We start from the raw sequence: 20,733 nt of genomic DNA on the forward strand, positions 1-20,733 counted from the left end.
AGAGGTGGGCCCGCACTCAGCTGCGGGAGGGGATCCGGCCGGATCCCCGCGAACCCGGCCCGATCCAGGTGAGATGTCCCTGGTGACCAGGGCCCCTCACGCCGGGCTGATCCGAACGAAAGCCCCTAGGCGAAGACCACCGTGCGCCGGCCGTTCAGCAGGATGCGCCGCTCCGCGTGCCACTTCACCGCACGCGCCAGCGCCTGGCACTCCACATCACGTCCGATGGCGACGAGCTGGTCCGGAGTCACGCCGTGACCCACCCGCTCGACCTCCTGCTCGATGATCGGCCCCTCGTCGAGGTCGGCCGTCACGTAGTGGGCCGTCGCACCGATCAGCTTCACGCCGCGTGCGTGCGCCTGGTGGTACGGCTTGGCGCCCTTGAAGCTCGGCAGGAACGAGTGGTGGATGTTGATGATCCGGCCGCTGAGCTGCTTGCACAGATCGTCCGAGAGGACCTGCATGTAGCGGGCCAGCACGACCAGCTCCACATCCTCCTCGCGGACCAGCTCCAGCAGCTGCGCCTCCGCGTCCGCCTTGTTCTCCCTGGTCACCGGGATGTGCCGGAAGGGAACGTCGTACGAGGCGACGAGTTCGGCGAAGTCCGTGTGGTTGGAGACGACCGCCGCGATCTCCACCGGCAGCGCCCCGATCCGGGAACGGAACAGCAGGTCGTTGAGGCAGTGGCCGAACTTGCTGACCATCAGCACGATCCGCATGCGCTCCGAGGAGCGGTGGATCTGCCAGTCCATCCGGAAGGCGTCCCCGATGGCGGCGAAACTGGCCCGCAGCTTCTCCGCGGTGACCGTGGCGTCCGCCGAGAAGTGGACGCGCATGAAGAAGAGACCCGTGTCGTGGTCCCCGAACTGCTGACTGTCCTCGATGTTGCAGCCGGTCATGAAGAGGTAGCTCGACACGGCGTGCACGATGCCCTGTTTGTCGGGGCAGGAGAGCGTGAGGACGTACTGCTCGGACATGGTGTCCGGGACAGCGGAGGCAACGGAATCGGCAGGCTGCGGCGCGGTCATCCCCGTAGGGTGCCACACCGCCCGGACATCAGGCCGATCTGGTCATGATGCGGAGCACGTCCAGGGAGCGCGGCGGGACGTCCGGGTCCTCGCCGTCGTTCGTGGCGAGCAGCACATGGGCCTCGCGGGCGGCCCGGATGGCCTCCGGCCAGCCGTGATGCTCCAGATAGGCGGACACGGGGGCGTCCGCGCCGACCTGGTGCATGATGCGCAGCACCCGCAGCACGGCGACGTCGACCAGGGCGGCCTCGCCGGAGTCCCGGAAGACCGTGCCGACGTACTTCTCGGCGGACCAGTTGTCGAGCCAGGTGTCCTCGACCAGGCGGTACACGGCGTCGGTGACGTCGCCGTATCCCTCCCGGCCGGCCAGCCAGCACTCGTGATGGAAGACGGGGTCGGAGAGCATGTGCAGCGCCGAGCGCACGTTGCTGCGCCAGCGCCACCACGGAATGTCATTGAGCGGCATGCCGCCCATGGTGGAGGAGCGACGGCCGCGACGGGAAGTGTTCTCGGAACCTTGCTGCACGGTTGTCGATCGTACGTTCCCTTTCCGGCCTTCCGTACGGGCCCCTGCCATTCACCTGGATGTCACCGAGCGTTGAACGGGGCACACTGCGGTGTTACCCCTGGGCGGGAAAGGTCTGTCCCCATGACCGGACGGCAACGCCCCATCCCTTCCCGCTCCTCAAGGCTGCTCACCGGCGCGGTGGCGGCGGGGGCCTTGCTGCTGTCCGGCTGCGGCGCGCTCCCTGGGGCCTCGGGGGACTCCAGGGAGACCGTCACCGTCGTCACCTGGGCTCCCAGCGGCACCTCCGGTCCGGACGCCGTCAACATGGCGGGCATGACCGCGATGGCTCAGACGTACGCCCGCTGGATCAACGGCGCCGGCGGGATCGACGGGCACCGGCTGCGGGTGGTCACCTGCGACGAGCAGGACACCTCGATCGGCGCGGGGAACTGTGCCCGGCGGGCCGTCAAGGAGAAGGCGGTCGCGGTCCTCGGTTCCTACAGCCGCTACGGACGGGCCTTCACGGTGCCGCTGGAGGTCGCCGGAATCCCGTACATCGGCGGTTACGGCGCCTCCGACGAGGAGTTCAGGAGCTATACCTCCTATCCGGTCGCCGGCGGACAGTCCGCCCTGCTGGCGGGCAACGCCGAGCAGCTGGCGCGCAGTTGCGACCGGGTCTCGCTGGTGCGGCCCGACACACTGGGCGGCGACGGGCAGTCCTGGCTCCTGCGGACCGGCCTCACGGCGGCCCACCGGCCCGCGCCGGTCGACATCCGGACGGCGGAGGAGACCACTTCGTACGACGACGCGGCCGGACGGGCACTCGCCGGCGCCGGACCGGACGGCGGGTGCGTGACGGCCGTGCTCGGCGACCGCACCGAGACGTTCTTCGACTCGTTCCGGCGGCTGGAGCCGACGGCCGGCGCGGTCCGGATCTCCTCCGTGCTCGGCAGCATCGGGCAACCGCTCATCGACCGCAGCGGCGGCCGCAGCAGCCCGTTCGAAGGCGCGTACGTCACCGGCTGGTACCCGGACTCGGGCGACGCCCGCTGGAACCGGATGCGGCAGGTGATCCGCAAGCACGCCTTCGGCGACAACCGGATCGACCCGGACGACACGGGCGTGCAGACCACCTGGATCGCCTACACCGCCCTGAAGTCGATCGTCGAGACGCTGCACGAGTCGCAGATCACCGCCCGGAAGGTCATCAAGGCCCTCAACCAGGGCATCCGGGTCGACACCGGCGGGCTCACCCCCGTGCTGCGCTGGCGCTACGAGGACATGATCGGCTCGGGCTCGTATCCCCGGATCGTGAACAGCAAGGTGACGTTCCAGGTGGTGCGCCACGGCAGGCTGGTCGCCGACCGGAAGGGCTTCGTGGACGTGACGAAGACCCTGGCGGACGCGAGCGCGACCAGCTGAGAGGCTGTCGGGCGGCCTGAGACCGGCAAGCGGACGCGGTCCGGTGCGTGCGATTCCAAGGCGCCGGGAAGTCCTTGCAGCGGAGCTGCCAGGACGTTTCCGCAACGCGCGAAGCGTGCGCGCCAGGGCGTGGCCGCCTGATCGCAGATCACCCGACAGCCTCTGAGACCGGGCGGGCGGGTCAGGCCCGCCCGCCCCGCGCTCAGAGCGCGGTGGCCTCGCGCTCGGTCAGGCCGTACTTCGTCGCGATGGTGTTCCACAGCCCGGACGCCTGCCGCTTGGCCTTGCTGGCCTCGCCGCTCTGCACGTTGGCCTGCTGCGTCTGAGTGGTCGTACGGGCCTTGCCGTGCTTGCAGACCTTCTTGCTCTTGGCCTGCGCCGCCCAGGCGGCGTAGTGGTCGTCGGCGGACGCGGACGCCTGCCATGCCCTGGTGAGCGACGCGGTCAACTGGCCGTTGTTCGGCAGCTTGTCGACCGACAGCTCCTTGAGCCGGGTGACCAGGTCGCGGCGCTGCTTGGCGGCGCCCTTCAGATCCGCCACGGCCTGGTCGAGGTTGCTGCAGGTCTTGGTCTTCTCCACCGCTCCGATGACCGCGGCCCGGCTGTTGTTGCTGTCCGCGAGGAGCTTGTCGAGCGCTTCGGCCTGCGGCTTCGCCGGGTCGGCCGGGGGCTGTTCGGAGGACTTGGCGGCGGGCGAACTGGCCGAGGCCACCGGCGCCTTGCCGTCCTTGTCCTCGTCGTCGCCGCCGCTCAGCAGGGCGCCCGCGCCGAGCCCGATCACGGCGCAGCCCACGACGACCGCGGCGATCAGCGGGATGTGCGCCGACTTCTTGCGCCGCTCGTCCCGCCCGCCCGGCGGCAGTCCGTCCTCGGGGCCGGTGTACGCGGGCGCCTGCTGGTAGGCCTGCGGAGGCTGCCGGGCGCCTTGGTACTGCTGCTGCGCGGGATCGAACCGGGGCATCTGCTGCGTGGCGCCGGCCGGCTCGTCGCTGCGGAAGAGGTTGTCGAACTCGGCGGGCGGCGGCCGCTCGCCGGGCGTCCCGGGCCGGATGCCGTACGGGGCGCCGCCGGGAACCGGCGGTATGTACTGGGTGGCGTCCGCGTCCTGGCCGCCCGGCCCGGACGGGGCGGACTGACCGGCCGCCGACTGCTGGTACGCCTGCTGCTGGGCGCGGCCCAGGAACTGGGTGGACTCCGCCGGGTTCTCCGGCGGCAGCCCGCCCGGACCGGGCCCGGCGGGCACCGGCGCGATGTACTGCGTCGCATCCGCGTCCCCGCCCGCGCCCATGCCGGGCACGGCCTCGGGCGGCAGCGGCTGGGCGTACGGGCTCTGCGACTGGGCGGCCGGCAGCGGCCTGTCCTGCGGAGCCTGCCCGTAGGCCGGTCCCTGCTGCTGGTGCTGCTGCCCTTGCTGCTGGTGCTGCTGCTGGTCCTGGCCGTACGCCTGCCCGCCCTGCGGCTCCCGGCCGTACGCCTGCCCGCCCTGCGGCTCCTGGCCGTACGCGGGCGCCTGCTGCTGGTCGTACTGCCCCTGCTGCCCGTACGCCGGGGGCTGCTGCCCCTGCCCGTACTGGCTCTGCTGCCCGTACGGAGCCTGGTCCTGCCGGCCCTGGCCCCCGTACGAAGCCTGGTCCTGGCTCTGTCCCTGCGACGCGGCGTCCTGGCCGGGCGCCTGCGGCCCCCAGGGCTGCCCCCAGGGCCGGCCGCCCGCCGGGGCGGCCTGGTCCGCCGGTCCCCCCGGCGTCCAGGGCTCGCCGCCACCCGCGGGCAGCACGACACCCTCGTGCGCGGGTCGTACAGCAGGGAGCTGCTGCTCGTCGCCCTGTCCGCTCTCTGTCACCGGGACTCCTACGTGTGAACCTATGGAATCGTCGGCTCACGCTATCGGGTGGTTGCCGCCGTCCGCCAAGCGCGTGAGGTCGCTCACTCACCCTTCACACGGGCAGTAACACCCAGCCGCCTTAAGGCGCTGTTAAGGGTGCGCGGGCACAAACCCCTGCTCGGACAGGGGAAATGGGGTCGGCCCGCGCCCTCCCGGTCAGGCCGCCTGGAGCTCCAGGCGGGCGCCGAATTCCCGTACCGCGGACTCCTCCCCGTACGGCACCAGACGCTGCTGCAGGTCCTCCAGATACTCCGCCCCCCGGCTGGAGCGCACCGTGCCCAGTAACTCCATCGCCCGGGTCCCGGTGTGGCAGGCCTGTTCCACCTCGCGCATCTGCACCTGCGCCGTGGCCAGCAGCGCCAGGCCGATGCCGCGGCGGCGGGCGCGGGACTCCGGGAGACCGTCCAACGACTCCTTCGCCCGGCGCGCGGCCGCCTCCGCCTGCCCCAGGTCGCGATGGCAGTGCGCCAGCTCGTCGGCCAGGTAGGCGTGGTCGAAGTGAGCGATCCAGTCGGGATCGTCACCGCTGTCCGGGTCGGCGCGCTCCAGCGCGGCCAGCGCCCGGCCCGCCACCGCCTGGCAGGTGCCGGCGTCACCGAGGAGAGCATGCCCCCGCGCCTCGGCCGCGTAGAACATCGCCTCCGCCCGCGGTGTGACCCGCCCGCGCGCCCCCTCCTGCGCGGCCCGGGCCAGCTGGGCGATCTCCCGCGGATTGCCGAGCTGGGCGGCGAGATGGCTCATCGACGCGGCCAGCACATAGCCGCCGTAGGCGCGGTCGCCCGCCGCCTGCGCCAGCCGCAGGGCCTGGATGTAGTAGCGCTGGGCGAGGCCCGGCTGGCCCGTGTCGATCGCCATGTACCCGGCGAGCTCGGTGAGCCGGGCGACCGCCGCGAACAGCTGCCGGCCGGTCGATTCGCGGTACGCCCCCGACAGCAGCCCGGAGACCACGCTGTTCAGGTAGTGCACCAGGACCGGGCGCACATGGCCGCTGCCGAACCGGTGGTCGAGGTCGACCAGTGCGGTGGTCATCGCCCGCACCGCTTCCACGTCCGGCATCCCTACCCGGGCCCCGGCCGCCCGCGCGACCTGCGGGTCCGCGCCGCTGATCAGCCAGTCCCGGCTGGGCTCGACCAGGGCCGAGGACGCGACCGCCGAACCGGTGAGGAAGTCGCGACGGCCGACATCGCTGCGCCACAGCTCACAGACCTGCTCGACCGCCCCGACCACCGTCGGGGCGAACTGGAGGCCGACGCCGGAGGCCAGGTTCTTGCCGTTGGCCATCCCGATCTCGTCGATCGTGACCGTACGGCCGAGCTTGCGGCCGAGCGCCTCGGCGATGATGCCCGGCGCCCTGCCGCGTGGCTGCTGTCCGCGCAGCCAGCGGGCCACCGAGGTCTTGTCGTAACGGAGGTCGAGCCCGCGCTCGGCCCCGACCATGTTGACGCGACGGGCAAGGCCCGCGTTGGAGCATCCGGCTTCCTGAATGAGCGCCTGGAGCCGTTCGTTCGGCTGGCGTGCGACGAGAGGCCTGGCTGCCATGTTTCTCCCCCTGAGGCCGCAGTGATCGTTGCTGGATCACTGCCCGACATATGCCTGAGAAATGCACCGATTCATCGTGTTGGTCACTTTCATCGCTTCTCGCAACTTTCGTCACGGCAAGCCCGCTAGAGTGCCTAGCGAACTGTGCCGGATTTCCCGTATATGGCTACCCGTTCGTCGCCACGACTCCTCCCGCGCGCCCCCACCGGTGCATCGATGCGCCCCATATGCGGGAGCGTTGCGCCGTAACCGCACCCGCCACGCCCGTAACCCCAGGTGGCGGGGGGAGTTGTGCTGTGCGTGGAAGAGCCCATCGGAGTCATGGAAGCCGCGCCGGTCCCCCAACAGCGTGTCGAGCAACCGCTCGATGCCGCCGTGCGCTACGCGGAGGAGCGGCACTGGGACGTGTGCCCCGGCACCTGGCTGGAGCCGGGCGACGGAGCGGAGCGGTGCTCGTGCGGCGAGGCCGGCTGCGCCGCGCCCGGTGCCCATCCCACCCGGGCCGACTGGGCGGGCCAGGCCACCGGAAGCGGCGCGGCGGCCCGCCGGATGTGGTCCCGACACCCCCGGGCCGCCGTCCTGCTGCCGACCGGCCGCGGCTTCGACGCGATCGACGTGCCGGAGTCCGCGGGCTTCCTGGCGCTGGCCCGGATGGAGCGGCTGAGCCTGCCGCTCGGACCCGTCACCCGGACCCCTGACCGCCGGATGCAGTTCTTCGTGCTGCCCGGCGCCGCCGACAAGGTGGACGCCCTCGCCCAGAAGCTGGGCTGGAACGCCACGGCGATCGACCTGCGCGCCCGCGGCGAGGGCCATTACGTGGCGGCCCCGCCGACCCGGGTCGGCGGGAGCGGAGTGGTGCAGTGGGCCCGCCGGCCCACCACCGCCAACCGCTGGCTGCCCGAGGTGGAGGAGCTCATGAGCCCGCTCGCCTACGCCTGTGGCCGGGAAGCAGCCGACGCGCGGGCCCGCCTTTCGTAGGGTGTCCCCAGACACGGGGACATCGAAGGGCGGGCGCCATGCCGGACCGGACAGAGACCGACGGAGCACAGCGGGCCGCGGAGGCGGAGGTACCGCGGGCGACGCCGCCCGCGGTGCGCGTGGAGGGGCTGTGGAAGCGGTTCGGCGAGCAGACCGCGGTGGCCGGGATCGATCTGGAGCTGCCCGCGGGAAAGTTCATCGGCCTGGTGGGGCCCAACGGCGCGGGAAAGACCACCACCCTGTCCATGGTCACCGGGCTGCTCCGCCCCGACATGGGCCGGATCGAGGTCGGCGGACGGGACGTCTGGCGCGACCCGGTCGAGGTGAAGTCCCGCATCGGTGTCCTGCCCGAGGGACTGCGGCTCTTCGAGCGCCTCTCCGGACGTGAACTCCTCGGCTACACCGGCCGGTTGCGGGGGCTTCCGGGCCCCGAGACGGACAGCCGGGCCACCCAGCTGCTGGACGTCCTGGACCTGGCGGGTGCCCAGCACAAGCTGGTCGTCGACTACTCCACCGGCATGCGGAAGAAGATCGGGCTCGCGGCCGCGCTGCTGCACAACCCCGAAGTGCTCTTCCTCGACGAGCCGTTCGAGGGCGTCGACCCGGTGTCGGCGCAGACGATCCGCGGGGTGCTGGAGCGCTACACGCGTTCCGGGGCGACCGTCGTCTTCTCCAGCCATGTGATGGAGCTCGTCGAGTCGCTCTGCGACTGGGTGGCCGTCATGGCGGCCGGCACCATCCGGGCCCAGGGCACTCTCGCGCAGGTGCGCGGCGAGGCGTCCACGCTGCAGGACGCCTTCCTGGAGCTCGTCGGCGCAGGCGACCGCGACACCGGCACCGCTCTGGACTGGCTGGGCGGCAACCGATGAGCGTGCTCGACGCCCCGGCCGGCACCGGCCCCCGGACGGGCGGTACGGACGGCACGGCCCTGGTCCCCGTCTTCGTACGGCTCAAACTCACGCTGCTGCGCAACGGGCTGCGGCAGTCGGCCGGCCGCCGGGCCGCGTACATCGCGTCCGTCGTGGTCACCCTGCTCGTGGCCGCGGGGCAGCTGATCGGGCTGATCGCCCTGCGCGGCAACGCCCATGCCGGCTCGCTCGTGGTGCTGCTGGCCGCGGTGCTGGCGCTCGGCTGGGCCGTCATGCCGCTGTTCTTCGCCGCCGGGGACGAGACCCTCGACCCGAGCCGGCTGGTGATGCTGCCGCTGCGGCCCAGGCCCCTGATCGCCGCGCTGCTGATGGCCTCGCTGGTCGGCATCGGGCCGCTGTTCACGCTCTGCCTGGCGGCCGGTTCGGTGATCGCGGTGGCCCACGGGGCGGGTGCGGCGGTCTTCGCGGTCCTGGCCGCCCCGCTCACCCTGCTGGTCTGCGTCGCGCTGGCGCGCACCGTCGCCACGGCCAACAGCCGCCTGCTGACGTCCCGCAAGGGCCGCGATCTGGCGGTGCTCAGCGGGCTGGTGATCGCGGTGGGGATCCAGGTCGTCAACTTCGGGGCGCAGCGGCTCGGCCAGGCGGGCGGCCTCTCCGCCCTCGACCCGGCCGCTGACGTGGTGCGCTGGCTGCCGCCCGCATCGGCGATCGCGTCCGTGGGCTCCGCGGCCGACGGCTCGTACGGGCGGGCCGGCTTGCAACTGCTGCTCTCCGTGGCCGCGCTGGCCCTGCTGATGTGGCTGTGGCAGCGCAGCCTGGTGAAGCTGATGACGGCACCGGACGGCTCGACGCTGGCCGCCGCCGAGCCGAACCGCAAGAAGTCCGGTACGCGCGGCTCCGGCCTCTGGGCGCTGTTCCCGGAGGGGCGGACCGGCACGGTGATGCAGCGCAGCCTGCGGTACGTCGCGCGGGACCCGAAGACCAAGGCCGCGTGGGTGACGGCGCTGGCGATCGGGCTGATCGTGCCGCTGCTCAACGCGTTGCAGGGCACCGGCTCGGTCTACTTCGCCTGCTTCGCCGCCGGGATGCTCGGCATCCAGATGTACAACCAGTTCGGCCAGGACACCTCCGCGTTCTGGATGGTGGCCATGGCGATCTCCTCGACCCGGGACGCCTACGAGGAACTGCGGGCGCGCGCGCTGGCGTTGCTGCTGATCACGCTCCCTTACACGGTGTTGGTGACCGTGGTGACGTCCGCGGTGCTCGGGGACTGGGGGGCGCTGCCGGGGGTCATGGGGCTGTCGTTCGCGCTGCTGGGCGCGATGCTGGCGACGGGCGCGGTGGCCTCGGCGAACTTCCCGTACTCGATCCCGCAGGACGGTGGGTTCAAGAACGTGGCGCCCGGGCAGGCCGGGCTCGCCTGGATCTCCATCTTCGGCGGCATGGTCTCGGCGGCGCTGCTGTGTGCCCCGGTGATCGGCCTGACGATCTGGCTGCATCTCTCCGGCGGGCAGGAGTGGCTGTGGCTGCTGTTGCCGGTGGGTGCGGTGTACGGGGCTCTGATCGCCTGGGCCGGGCTGCGGGTGGCGGCTCCCCGCACGGCGGACCGGCTGCCGGAGATCCTGGCGGCGGTCAGCAAGGGGTGACGGGGCGGGCGTCGTCGCCCGTCGTCGCCGGGCGGCGGTGGCCCTGGACCGGCCGGTGGGTGCCGGGCTCCCGGGGCTACGGAGCCACCGGCTCCCGGTCGTCCCGGGTGTCCTTGGCGAACTGCTCCAGGAAGGGTTCGACCGCGGCGCGCCAGCCCTCCGGCTGGTCGTAGTGGACGAGGTGGCCGGCGTCGGCCACCTCGGCGTACTGCCCGCGCGGCAGCACCCGGACCATCTCCTGCGCCTCCGCGCGGCCCAGTTCGCCGTCGAGGCCGCGGAGCACCAGGGTGGGGCATCTGACCTGGGCCAGCTCCTCCCAGTGCGCGTCGAAGACCCAGGTGGCGCGGGACTGGAGCATCTGGCGGCGGGAGAAGACGGGCCGCCAGCCGTCGGCCCGCTCGGCCATCACCTCGGCGAAGAACTCACCGCGGGCCGGGTTGGGCCGCTCCACCCAGGGGTCGTCCTCGCCGAACCACTTCCGTACGTCGGAGAGCGTCGCGAACGGCACCGGCCAGGCCTTGAACCAGTCCTCCCACTCCCGCTGCGAGGCCGCACCGAGCGCGGAGGCCCGCATGTCGCAGATGACCAGCGCCCGGACGAGGTCGGGGCGCTTGGCGGCGAGCTGCCAGGCGGTGAGCGCTCCCATGGAGTGCCCGACGAGGGTGACGGGGGCGAGGCCGAGCTGCTCGATCGCGGCCTCGGCGTCGGCGACGTAGGCGTCGCGGGTGTACGGGCCCTCGGCCGGCTTCTCGCTGCGGCCGTGGCCGCGCTGGTCGAGGCCGACCGCCCGGTGCCGCTCGGCGAGCCAGCGGGTGGTGGAGGCCCAGTGCGAGGCGCGGCCCATCAGGCCGTGCAGCATTAAGACGCCGGGGGCGCGTTCGCCTTCGGCACGCCCCTTGGGCGGATCGGCGAACTCCCAGGCCGCGAGGCGTACGCCGTCGGTTCCGGTCACATCGATGCGCCGCACCATATGTTCTGGCACCCCCTTCAGGTCCCTCGATCACCATGTGGTCGCTCGTCGCCAGAGTATCGAACTCTTATTCGAAAACCGGGCTCCGGCGCACAACATCGCTCGTTCGAGTGACCGCTTCCAAGGATTGACGTCGGCTGCGGAGGGGAGATCTTCTCCGGGAGGCGGGCCACTCGGGGATGAGGGCTCGCGGGAACCGACCTGAAGAGCTCGGGGCTCCAGGTCGGAACAGGGGAGGACAGGCCCCGGCGCCTTGCGGCGCCGGGGCCATCCGTCGTGCGGGGGTCTCGGATCCGGGGCCGGGCCGGGACGTCCGGGCAGGCTTCATCCGGTGCGCAGGCCGGACAGGCCAGTACGACGGGCGCATTCCCTGCTCCCCTCCCCGACCGCGCGGCCAGGCGGCCGACACTCTCAGGTATCCCTCAGCCACAGCCTGGCACGCGTTCCGGCCGGGCGCTGCGATTCCGGACGGAAAAACGGAAACCGGACGACGGCGGCCGGTGTCCGACGCCGCCTGTCAGGCATGCGTCGGACACCGGCCGCCGGTGGTCAGCTCTTCGTTCAGCGCTTTGTTCAGCGCTTTGTTCAGCGCGTGGTTCAGCTCTTCGTTCAGCGCTCGGTTCAGCGCTTGGCGACGAAGACGTGCGACGCCACCTCGGTGTCCAGCTCGGCCGCCTCGCCGCTGCTGCCGACGAGCACCCCGCCGGGCGACTGGGTCACGCTGACCACGGAACCGGGCTGCACGCCCGCCCGCCGCAGCGTGTACATCAGCTGGGCGTCCGTCTGGATCGGCTCACCGATCCGGCGGACGACCACCGTCTTGCCCTCGGAGCCCGGGTCGAGGTCCGCCAGGCTCACCATGCCCTCGTCGAGGAACGGGTCGGCCTCGGCCTTCTCGCCCAGCTCCTCCAGGCCCGGGATCGGATTCCCGTACGGAGACTCCGTCGGGTGGCGCAGCAGCTCCAGCACCCGCCGCTCCACGGCCTCGCTCATCACGTGTTCCCAGCGACATGCCTCGGCGTGGACCTGCTCCCACTCCAGGCCGATCACGTCGACGAGCAGGCACTCGGCGAGCCGGTGCTTGCGCATCACGCGGGTCGCCAGCCGGCGGCCCTCCTCCGTCAGCTCCAGATGCCGGTCGCCCGCGACCTGAACCAGGCCGTCGCGCTCCATGCGCGCCACCGTCTGGCTGACCGTCGGACCGCTCTGGTCCAGCCGTTCCGCAATCCGGGCGCGCATGGGGACCACGCCTTCCTCTTCAAGTTCGAGGATGGTGCGGAGATACATCTCCGTTGTGTCGATCAGTCCGGACATTCGTGCCCCTCGATGCAATCGTGCGCTGGCCCTCACCCAATTCTGACGCATAGCGCCGACAACCGTGCCTCGTCGGTCCGATGAGGCCCATCGGAGCGCGCCCGAGCAGGCCTGGCGCTATTGACATGTCACTGGTCCAGACCGCAACGTGATCGGCGATACGGACGCCCCATGGTCACCCCACCCCGCCGGAAAGGCCCTCCTCGATGAGCGAAAGCAAGCTGGCCGGTCAGTTCTTCGACGCAGCGATCGGTCTGCTGGGGCGGGTGCGGGACGAGGAGTCCGGCAACATCGCGGCCGCCGGTGCCGCGATCGCCGACACCGTCGAGGCCGGCGGCCGGCTCTTCGCCTTCGGCGCCGGGCACTCCTCGCTGGCCGCCCAGGACGTCGTCTACCGCGCGGGCGGACTCGCCCTCATGAACCTCCTGGCCGTCCCCGGCGCCCTCGGGGTCGACGTCATGCCGGCGACCCTGGGCTCGGCGCTGGAGCGGGTCGACGGCCTCGCGGGCGCGGTCCTCGACTCCAGCCCCGCGAAGGCGGGGGACCTCCTCGTGATCATCTCGCTGTCCGGGCGCAACGCGCTGCCGGTGGAGATGGCGCTCAACGCGCGTGCACTGGGGCTGACGGTCATCGGGGTCACCTCGGTCGCTTACGCGGACGGCACCCGGTCCCGGCACAGCTCGGGCGGATTTCTGCGGGACCACTGCGACATCGTCCTCGACAGCAAGATCGCGGTCGGTGACGCGGAGCTGGCCGTCGACGGCATCGAGGCACCGTTCGCGCCGGCGTCGACGGTGGTCACCAGTGCGGTGATGCAGGCCATGATGGCGGCCGCCGCGGAGCGGTTGCTGGAGCGGGGGGTGGAGCCGCCGTTGCTGCGCTCGGGGAACGTCGACGGGGGCCACGAGTGGAACGGGCGCGTGATGACGGAGTACGCGGACCGGATCTTCTACCGGCACTGAGCGGAGCCGCGGGGGCGCGGGGGACTCGGAGTGACCGGTCCGCCCGGTGACCGGTTCCGTCCTCAAACGCCGGACCGGCTGGAATCGGTGCCGTACCCGTCCTTGCCGGCTGCCAGGGAGCGGTGCAGGTCCACCGAGGCGGCCACGCGGTCGGCCGTGCTCTCCGCGTACACCGCGTCCGGGCGTTCGAAGGCGGTGCGGTGGGCCGCGCGCAGGAACGTCACCACGCCCAGCGTCCGGCCCCGGCTCCGTAGGACCACGCACAGGGCGTGCACCGAGTCGGCCGGCCACCGGCGCTCCGTTGCCCACTCCCCGGCCGCCCGCGCCCCCGCCGTGGCCCGTACCGAGCCCGTCCGGTCCAGCGCCTGCAGGGCCGGGTGGCCCGGCGCGTACCGCAGCGGGATGCCGCCGCCGGCCACCGGCAGGCACGGCCCCGGCGCATCGGAGGGTGTCGCCGCGGCGCGGACCAGCCGCTCCCCCACCACCAGGTCGATCAGCGCATGGTCGGCGAACCCCGCGAGGGCGTAGTCCAGCGACGTGGTCGCCGCCTCCATGGGGTCCTCGCACTCGGCCGCCGACCGCGAGGCCCGGTGCAGCTGGTTGGACCGGAAGCGCACCCGGTCCGCGTCCTGGGCCGCGAGCTTCGCCGCCGTCACGTCCTGGAACAGCCAGCCGACGCCCAGCGGCACCGGCTCCTCCGCGAGCGGCGAGGCCAGTCGCAGGAAGCCGCTGCGCCAGCAGCGCCGGCGGTCGCCGTCGGCCGTGCGCAGCGTCACCCACAGCTCGGCGGGGGCGGGCGGGGCGCCCGCGGCCAGGACGTGCTGCAGCGCGCCCTCCAGGTCCTCCACGCCCTGCACGATCAGCTCGCCCAGCGGGCGCCCCAGCAGGGTCGTGCGGCCGCCGCCCAGCGCGCGGGCGGCGTGTGCGTTGACGACGGTCGGCCGCAGGTCCACGTCGACCAGCACCACGCCCCACGACGCGTCCTCGAACAGCGCCTCGCTCAGCGCGATGGCCCGCTCCAGGTCGATCTGCGCATGGACCTCGCTGAAGGCGCAGTAGACCCCGGCGGGCTTGCCGTCCACGCTCCGCACCCCGGCCGACTGGGTGCGCACCAGGACCCGCCCGCCGTCCTTGCGCAGCAGCGCGAACTCGTGCACCTGGCGCCCGGGCCCGTCCATGACGGCCATCAGCCGCCCCTGCACCTCGTCGGCGTCCGCCCGCCGCACCGCCCACCCGGCGAAGCCGGGGCGCCCGACGGCCTCATCGGCGGACCAGCCGAGAATCCGCTCGGCCTCCCGGTTCCAGTGGGTGACGGTGCCGTCCGCGTCGAAGGCACAGAGCGCGGCGTCCATTCCGTCGAGCAGGGCCGCCAGCAGCTCCGCGCCGGGGATCGCCGCACCCCCAGCGGCCCCGCGGGCTCTCCCTCCGGCCCCTCTTCGGGCCCGAGGGCGTCGGTGGTTCCACTGCTCCTGGAAGCACTCATCCCGTACCCCTGCAGGACGTCTCCGGCATTGCTGCACGTCAGATCATTGAACTCGAACGTGACCCAGCACACAGCGACTTCGCCGAAATCGATGACGCCGATAATTCGGTTGTGCGGCCCGGAAGAGGTTCCTAGGCTGCAGGTACACATGAAGGGAGGTGCTCCGGAAGTGATTTCTTTTCGGACTCGTGAGGTGACTGCGGGCTGACGCCCGTCGTCGCGCTCTTTGCAGTGCAGGCCGGTCGCCGGCCAATCCCAAGCAGTCACCGACCCGCAGGTTCGCCGGTAAGTCCGGCCGGCCCCTCCGCAAGGAGGGACCAGAGCCTGCGGGTTTCTGCGTGCCCGGGGTCGGGGACGACGACCGCTACGGGCACAGCCGCTCGACGCGCCAGGGCCCGTCGCCGCCCTCTGCCTCCCGCACGTAGCGCAGCCGGTCGTGCAGCCGGTTCTCGTGGCCCTGCCAGAACTCGATCGTGTCGGGGACGACCCGGAAGCCGCCCCAGTGCGGGGGCGCCGGGACCCGTTCGCCCTCCGGGTAGCGGGCCGCGAGTTCCTCGTAGCGCCGCACCAGCTCATCGCGGGAGCCGATCACGGTGGACTGCGCGCTCGCCCAGGCGCCGAGCTGGGAGCCGTGGGGGCGGGTGCGGAAGTAGGCGACCGTCTCCTCGCGGCCGACCCGGGACGCGGTGCCGGTGACGATGACCTGGCGGGCCAGCGGGTGCCAGGGGAAGAGCAGCGAGACATGCGGGTTGAGGGCCAGCTCGTGGCCCTTGCGGGAGTCGTAGTTGGTGAAGAAGACGAAGCCGCGCTCGTCGTACGTCTTCAGCAGCACCGTGCGGGAGGAGGGCCGTCCGTCGGGCGTCGCCGTGGACACCACCATGGCGTTCGGCTCGTGCAGCACGCCACCTGCGGCGATCTGCCGGAACCAGCGGGCGAACTGCTGCATCGGATCGGCGGCGAGACTGTCCTCGGGGAAGCTCTCGGAACGGTACTGCTCGCGCATCGCGGCCGGATCGGTGGTGGAATCGGAGGAGGAATCTGCGGTGGGCACGGGATCATCCTGCCGCAGAGGAACGGGTCTGCCCCGTGCGCAGGGCCACCAACCGCTGCGGAGAGGAGCGGAAGGAACGGGGAGCTGTGCCGGATGTCACGCTTCCCGGTCACGTCGGAACCCGCCAGTATCTTGGGTGGGCCCTTGTGGTCCGTCCAGAGCCGCCGATCCGAGGGAGCCGCCTGATGTCCGACTTCGTACCCGGACTCGAAGGAGTCGTCGCGTTCGAAACGGAGATCGCCGAACCCGACAAGGAAGGCGGTTCGCTCCGCTACCGCGGGGTCGACATCGAGGAACTCGTCGGCCATGTGTCGTTCGGCAACGTCTGGGGGCTGCTGGTCGACGGGGCGTTCAACCCCGGGCTGCCGCCGGCCGAGCCGTTCCCGATCCCGGTGCACTCCGGTGACATCCGGGTCGACGTCCAGTCCGCGCTGGCGATGCTCGCTCCCGTGTGGGGGCTGAAGCCCCTGCTGGACATCGACGAGCAGACCGCGCGCAACGACCTCGCCAGGGCCGCCGTCATGGCGCTCTCGTACGTCGCCCAGTCGGCGCGCGGACAGGGGCTGCCGATGGTCCCGCAGAGCGAGATCGACAAGGCGCAGTCCGTGGTGGAACGGTTCATGATCCGCTGGCGCGGTGAGCCGGACCCGCGGCACGTGAAGGCAGTCGACGCGTACTGGACGTCGGCAGCCGAGCACGGGATGAACGCCTCGACGTTCACCGCCCGGGTCATCGCCTCGACCGGCGCCGACGTGGCCGCCGCGCTGTCCGGCGCGGTGGGGGCCATGTCCGGCCCGCTGCACGGGGGCGCGCCGTCCCGGGTGCTCGGCATGATCGAGGAGATCGAGCGGACCGGGGACGCCACCGCGTACGTGAAGAAGGCCCTGGACAAGGGCGAGCGGCTGATGGGCTTCGGCCACCGGGTCTACCGCGCCGAGGACCCCCGGGCCCGGGTGCTGCGGCGGACCGCCGAGGAGCTGGGTGCGCCGAGGTTCGAGGTGGCGCAGGCGCTGGAGAAGGCGGCCCTGGAGGAGCTGCACGCGCGGCGCCCGGACCGGGTGCTGGCGACGAACGTGGAGTTCTGGGCGGCGATCATGCTGGACTTCGCCGAGGTCCCGGCGCACATGTTCACGTCGATGTTCACGTGCGCGCGCACGGCGGGCTGGTCGGCGCACATCCTGGAGCAGAAGCGGACGGGCCGTCTGGTGCGGCCGTCGGCGACGTACATCGGTCCCGGCACCCGCAGTCCGCGGGAGATCCCCGGCTTCGAGCAGCTGGCGGATCTGGGCAACTGACCCGGCACACCGTGGGGTTCGGACGCGCCTTCCGGGCGCGTCCGGGCCCTGCGGCTTCCCCCTGAGGACCGCGCCTCAGCGGCCGGCCTGCGCGGCGCCTTCGACGTGCCGGCCGTCCGGGCGGTTCAGCGCCCACGTCTGCAAGACGTAGGGCCGTCCCTTCTCCTCCCCCTCGATCAGCGGCACATCGAGCAGGCCGAAGCCCGTCCGGACGGCCACTGCGACGCTGGCGGAGTTGTCGGCCTCCAGCTCCAGGATCACCTGCTCCACGTCCAGCTGCTCGAAGGCGTAGGCGGCGATCACCCGCACCGCCCGCGCGGCCAGCCCCTGGCCGCGGTGGGCCGGGCCGATCACGTAGCCGATCTCCGTGCCCTCGGGTGCGCGGCGCAGCATCACCTCGCCGAGCGGTGCCCCGCCGTCGAGGGTGATGGCGAGCAGGATGGTCGTGCCCTCCGCCCGCAGCTGCCGGGCCCGGTCCAGCCGTGCCCGGGCGGCCTCCTCGTCGAACGGGGAGACGATCGGTGTCCAGTACGCGATGTCGGGGTGGTCCAACAGCTTCGGCATCGCGGCCAGATCCCCTTCCGTCCAGTCGCGCAGGACGAGTCCTTCCCCGGTGAGCTCGATGGGAGCGGGAAGGGGCGACGCGGTGCTGCTCATGGTGAAGGACCTCCCTGGCCTGTTCAGGACGAGGAAGGATATCCGGGGTCCGGCCCCCGCCCCTCAGCCCAGCGCGTCCTCGACCAGGGCCGCCCACTGCGCGACGACCCGGCCGCGGCGGGCGGTGTCGTCGGTGAGGACGTTGGCCAGGCCCAGGCCGCGGGCCATGTCCAGGAGGCCCTGGACCGTCTCCCGTACGCCCGGCCTGGACTCGTCGGCGCCCAGCAGGCCGACGGCGATGCGGTGGGTCTCCCGGCCCACCCGGGCTTCGAGTTCGGTGACGCGGGGGCGCAGCTGCTCCTCGTTGGAGGCGGCCACCCAGAGCTGGAGGGCGGCGCGGAAGAGCGGGCCGGTGTAGAGGTCGACCAGGGCGGCGACGACTGCGGCGCGGTCCTGGACGGTGACGGCGCGCAGGGCGGCGGAGCGTTCCTCGGCGACGTACTCGACGGCCGCGGTGAACAGGTCCTCCCGGGTCGGGAAGTGGTGCTGGGCGGCGCCGCGCGAGACCCCGGCACGCATCGCGACGACGGAGACGGTGGAGCCCGCCCAGCCGTGCTCGGCCAGGCAGGAGACCGCGGCTTCCAGCAGTCGTTGGCGGGTGGCACGGCTGCGGTCCTGTTTGGGGCCGGGGGTCCTGCCCTCTGTCACAACACCCATGCGGGGTCCCGTCGTTCGAGGAAGGCCGTCATTCCCTCCCGTGCCTCGGCGGAGGCGAAGAGCGCTGCGGAGCGGGCGGTCAGGTCTTCGGCTTGCTGGTCGAAACTCTGCAGCACAGTAGCCGTGACCAGCTCCTTCGATGCGGCCAGCCCCTGCGGGGAGGCCCTGCGCAGCCCGTCCAGTACGGGCCCGAGCGCCTCGTCCACGTCGTCGGCGGCCAGCGTGATCAGGGAGATCCTGGCGGCTTCGGCGGCGTCGAAGCGTTCGCCGGTGAGGTAGTAGCGGGCGGCGGCGCGCGGGTCGATGCGGGGCAGCAGCGGCATGGAGATGACGGCCGGGGCGAGGCCGAGCCGGGATTCGGTGAGGGCGAAGGTGGCGTCCGGTCCGGCCGCCGAGATGTCGCAGGCGCCGAGCAGCCCGAGCCCGCCGGCCCGGACGTGGCCGGTGACCCGGGCCACGACCGGTTTGGGCAGGGCGACGATCTGCCGCATCAGCGCGACGAACGCGGCCGGCTCGGGCGGTGCGGTGAGGTCCGCGCCGGCGCAGAACGTGGTCCCGGTGTGGGTGAGTACGACCGCGCGCACGCTGTCGTCGGCCGCGCATGCCGCGAGCGCGGCCGACAGTTCGCCGACGAGCCGCGCGGAGAGTGCGTTGCGGTTGGCCGGGGAGTCGAGGGCGAGGGTGGTGATGCCCCGCTCGTGCGTGGGGGCGGCGAGCGTCACGTGGTCTTCTCCTCGGGTCGGGGGTCGGTGCTGCGGGACTTCTCGCGGTCGCGCAGTTCGCGGCGCAGGATCTTTCCGGAGGCCGCGCGCGGGACGGCGTCGACGAATTCGACCTGCCGGACCTTCTTGTACGGGGCGACGCGCTCGGCGACGTACGCCATCACGTCTTCCGCCGTCAGGTCCACCGGGGCGACGGACGGTGCGCGGACCAGGAACGCCTTGGGGATCTCGTTGCCGTCGGCGTCGTACACACCGATGACGGCGGCGTCCGCGACGGACTCGTGGCCGAGCAGCAGTGCTTCGAGTTCGGCGGGGGCGACCTGGTAGCCCTTGTACTTGATGAGTTCCTTGACCCGGTCGACGACGAACAGCCAGCCGTCCTCGTCGACGCGTCCGATGTCGCCGGTGTGCACCCAGCCGTCGCTGTCGATCATCTCGGCGGTGGCCTCGGGGCGGCCGAGGTAGCCCTTCATCACCTGCGGGCCGCGGATGAGGATCTCGCCGTCCGTACCCGTACCGGCGTCCTCGTCCGGGGAGCCGAGGGCGACGATCCGCATCTCGGTGTTGGGCAGCAGCGTGCCGACGGCTCCGGGCGGCGGGTTCTCGGCGGCGAGCGGGACGACGTGCGTGCCGGGCGAGAGTTCCGTCATCCCGTACGCCTGGCGCACGGGCGGCAGGCCGAGCCGGCCGGAGCAGACGGCGGCGAGTTCCGCGTCGAGCGGGGCGGCGGCGCTGACGATGTACTCCAGCGAGGACAGGTCGTACCGGTCGACGACCGGGTGCTTGGCGAGGGCGAGCACGATCGGCGGGGCGACGTACAGGCCGGTGATGCGGTGCGTCTCGATCGCGGCGAGGAACTGCGTGAGGTCGAAGCGCGGCAGCACGACGACGGTGGCGCCGGTCCGCAGCGGTGCGTTCATGAGGGCGGTGAGCCCGTAGATGTGGAAGAAGGGGAGCACGGCCAGGATGCGGGCGCCGGTGCCCATGGGTATGAAGGGGCGCAGCTGCTCCAGGTTGGTCGCCATGGAGCGGTGGGTGAGCATGACGCCCTTGGGCGTGCCGGTGGTGCCGGAGGAGTACGGCAGGGCGGCGATGTCCTCGGCCGGGTCGATGGTGACCATCGGTTCGGGGGCGGTGGTGGCGAGCATGTCGAGGACGGAGGTGTGTCCCTCCGCCCGGTCGCAGACGAAGATCTCCTCGATGCCGCCGACGAGTTCGGCCGCGCGGCGGGCCGTGCTCAGGAGCGGGGAGACCGTGACGATCCAGCGGGCGGAGGAGTCGCGGAGCTGTTTGGCGAACTCCTCGGCCGTGGCGAGCGGGTGGACGGTGGTGACGGTGGCGCCCGCCCGGGTAGCGCCGAAGAAGACCGGCGGGTACGCGATGGTGTTCGGGCTGTGCAGGGCGAGCACGTCGCCCTTGACCAGTCCGGCGGCGGCGAGCCCCGCGGAGATCTTGCGGTGGAAGGCGTCGAGCTGCCGGTAGGTGAGCCGGCTGCTGTCGTCCGTCCCGTCGATCAGGGCGACGGTGTCGCCGAACTCCGCGGCGGCCTGTCCCAGCACCGCGTCGTGGATGGCTGTGTCGAGTGGCTGGACGTCGGGGTAGTCGCTCCGGAACACGTGCACCATGGCGGGGAGTCCCTTTCGATGCGGAATGGCGGGACGTGGCGGGTGACGCCGGTCCCGTACGACGCGTGGCGAGGTGGCGTGCGACGCGGCGGGCGGACCGCCCAGGTCGGCGGGCGGTCCGGTAC

The 20,733-nt window shown here is 72.3% G+C and carries 18 protein-coding genes; 6 read left to right on the forward strand and 12 right to left on the reverse strand.

The window, feature by feature from the left end; translation table 11 throughout:
- Window positions 1-125: 125 nt before the first annotated feature.
- Window positions 126-1,028 (reverse strand): formyltetrahydrofolate deformylase, encoded by a 903-nt coding sequence (gene purU / locus LNW71_RS12545; protein ID WP_250968315.1) that lies wholly within the window; start codon window positions 1,026-1,028, stop codon window positions 126-128.
- A 28-nt stretch (window positions 1,029-1,056) separates the two neighbouring features.
- Window positions 1,057-1,503, reverse strand: coding sequence for a hypothetical protein (locus tag LNW71_RS12550; protein WP_250971979.1), 447 nt, complete (start codon window positions 1,501-1,503; stop codon window positions 1,057-1,059).
- Window positions 1,504-1,677: 174 nt separating this feature from the next.
- Here LNW71_RS12550 and LNW71_RS12555 point away from each other — a divergent pair, with 174 nt between their 5' ends.
- Complete coding sequence (locus LNW71_RS12555) at window positions 1,678-2,958, forward strand: ABC transporter substrate-binding protein (RefSeq protein WP_250968316.1); 1,281 nt, start codon at window positions 1,678-1,680, stop codon at window positions 2,956-2,958.
- A gap of 202 nt (window positions 2,959-3,160) precedes the next feature.
- Here LNW71_RS12555 and LNW71_RS12560 read toward each other — a convergent pair whose 3' ends face one another.
- Both LNW71_RS12560 and LNW71_RS12565 read right to left on the reverse strand, forming a co-directional pair.
- Window positions 3,161-4,732: a hypothetical protein gene (locus LNW71_RS12560; protein ID WP_374119521.1), complete on the reverse strand. Its 1,572-nt coding sequence runs from the start codon at window positions 4,730-4,732 to the stop codon at window positions 3,161-3,163.
- 264 nt (window positions 4,733-4,996) lie between these two features.
- Window positions 4,997-6,379 carry a transcriptional regulator gene (locus tag LNW71_RS12565; protein WP_250968318.1) on the reverse strand — a complete coding sequence of 461 codons (1,383 nt, stop codon included), beginning with the start codon at window positions 6,377-6,379 and terminating at the stop codon, window positions 4,997-4,999.
- Between the two features lie 321 nt (window positions 6,380-6,700).
- On the opposite strand from LNW71_RS12565, the gene LNW71_RS12570 reads away from it, so the two are divergent.
- From LNW71_RS12570 to LNW71_RS12580, 3 genes are read left to right on the forward strand one after another with little or no spacing between them, the layout of a single operon-like run.
- Complete coding sequence (locus LNW71_RS12570) at window positions 6,701-7,357, forward strand: bifunctional DNA primase/polymerase (RefSeq protein WP_250971980.1); 657 nt, start codon at window positions 6,701-6,703, stop codon at window positions 7,355-7,357.
- A 38-nt stretch (window positions 7,358-7,395) separates the two neighbouring features.
- The gene (locus LNW71_RS12575) at window positions 7,396-8,226 is read left to right on the forward strand and encodes an ABC transporter ATP-binding protein (protein WP_250968319.1); all 831 of its coding nucleotides are present in this window, start codon (window positions 7,396-7,398) and stop codon (window positions 8,224-8,226) included.
- Window positions 8,223-9,872: a transporter gene (locus LNW71_RS12580; protein WP_250968320.1), complete on the forward strand. Its 1,650-nt coding sequence runs from the start codon at window positions 8,223-8,225 to the stop codon at window positions 9,870-9,872. The genes LNW71_RS12575 and LNW71_RS12580 overlap by 4 nt, the downstream gene beginning before the upstream one ends.
- Window positions 9,873-9,948: 76 nt before the next feature.
- Here LNW71_RS12580 and LNW71_RS12585 read toward each other — a convergent pair whose 3' ends face one another.
- Window positions 9,949-10,842, reverse strand: a complete 894-nt coding sequence (locus tag LNW71_RS12585; RefSeq protein ID WP_250968321.1) for an alpha/beta fold hydrolase — start codon at window positions 10,840-10,842, stop codon at window positions 9,949-9,951.
- Between the two features lie 621 nt (window positions 10,843-11,463).
- Window positions 11,464-12,156 carry a metal-dependent transcriptional regulator gene (locus tag LNW71_RS12590; RefSeq protein WP_250968322.1) on the reverse strand — a complete coding sequence of 231 codons (693 nt, stop codon included), beginning with the start codon at window positions 12,154-12,156 and terminating at the stop codon, window positions 11,464-11,466.
- Between the two features lie 206 nt (window positions 12,157-12,362).
- Here LNW71_RS12590 and LNW71_RS12595 point away from each other — a divergent pair, with 206 nt between their 5' ends.
- Window positions 12,363-13,118 carry an SIS domain-containing protein gene (locus LNW71_RS12595; protein ID WP_250968323.1) on the forward strand — a complete coding sequence of 252 codons (756 nt, stop codon included), beginning with the start codon at window positions 12,363-12,365 and terminating at the stop codon, window positions 13,116-13,118.
- Between the two features lie 62 nt (window positions 13,119-13,180).
- Here the strand turns inward: LNW71_RS12595 and LNW71_RS12600 are convergent, their stop codons facing one another.
- Window positions 13,181-14,470: a PAS domain-containing protein gene (locus LNW71_RS12600; protein WP_308294478.1), complete on the reverse strand. Its 1,290-nt coding sequence runs from the start codon at window positions 14,468-14,470 to the stop codon at window positions 13,181-13,183.
- Window positions 14,471-14,965: 495 nt separating this feature from the next.
- Window positions 14,966-15,604, reverse strand: coding sequence for a pyridoxamine 5'-phosphate oxidase (pdxH, locus tag LNW71_RS12605; RefSeq protein ID WP_250971981.1), 639 nt, complete (start codon window positions 15,602-15,604; stop codon window positions 14,966-14,968).
- A gap of 233 nt (window positions 15,605-15,837) precedes the next feature.
- Here pdxH and LNW71_RS12610 point away from each other — a divergent pair, with 233 nt between their 5' ends.
- On the forward strand, window positions 15,838-16,947 hold the full coding sequence (locus LNW71_RS12610) for a citrate synthase 2 (RefSeq protein ID WP_250968324.1): 1,110 nt from the start codon (window positions 15,838-15,840) through the stop codon (window positions 16,945-16,947).
- Window positions 16,948-17,022: 75 nt separating this feature from the next.
- On the opposite strand, the gene LNW71_RS12615 is transcribed toward LNW71_RS12610, so the two are convergent.
- The 4 genes from LNW71_RS12615 to LNW71_RS12630 form a co-directional block, all read right to left on the reverse strand.
- A complete protein-coding gene (locus tag LNW71_RS12615) occupies window positions 17,023-17,604 on the reverse strand; it encodes a GNAT family N-acetyltransferase (protein WP_250968325.1) in 582 nt (193 codons plus the stop codon).
- A gap of 63 nt (window positions 17,605-17,667) precedes the next feature.
- Window positions 17,668-18,261 (reverse strand): TetR/AcrR family transcriptional regulator, encoded by a 594-nt coding sequence (locus LNW71_RS12620; RefSeq protein ID WP_250968326.1) that lies wholly within the window; start codon window positions 18,259-18,261, stop codon window positions 17,668-17,670.
- Window positions 18,249-18,983, reverse strand: coding sequence for an enoyl-CoA hydratase family protein (locus LNW71_RS12625; protein ID WP_250968327.1), 735 nt, complete (start codon window positions 18,981-18,983; stop codon window positions 18,249-18,251). Before LNW71_RS12625 ends, LNW71_RS12620 begins: the two co-directional genes overlap by 13 nt.
- Complete coding sequence (locus LNW71_RS12630; protein WP_250968328.1) at window positions 18,980-20,608, reverse strand: 4-coumarate--CoA ligase family protein; 1,629 nt, start codon at window positions 20,606-20,608, stop codon at window positions 18,980-18,982. The genes LNW71_RS12625 and LNW71_RS12630 overlap by 4 nt, the downstream gene beginning before the upstream one ends.
- Window positions 20,609-20,733 lie beyond the last annotated feature (125 nt).

The organism is Streptomyces sp. RKAG290 (assembly GCF_023701695.1).
Classification (GTDB): domain Bacteria; phylum Actinomycetota; class Actinomycetes; order Streptomycetales; family Streptomycetaceae; genus Streptomyces.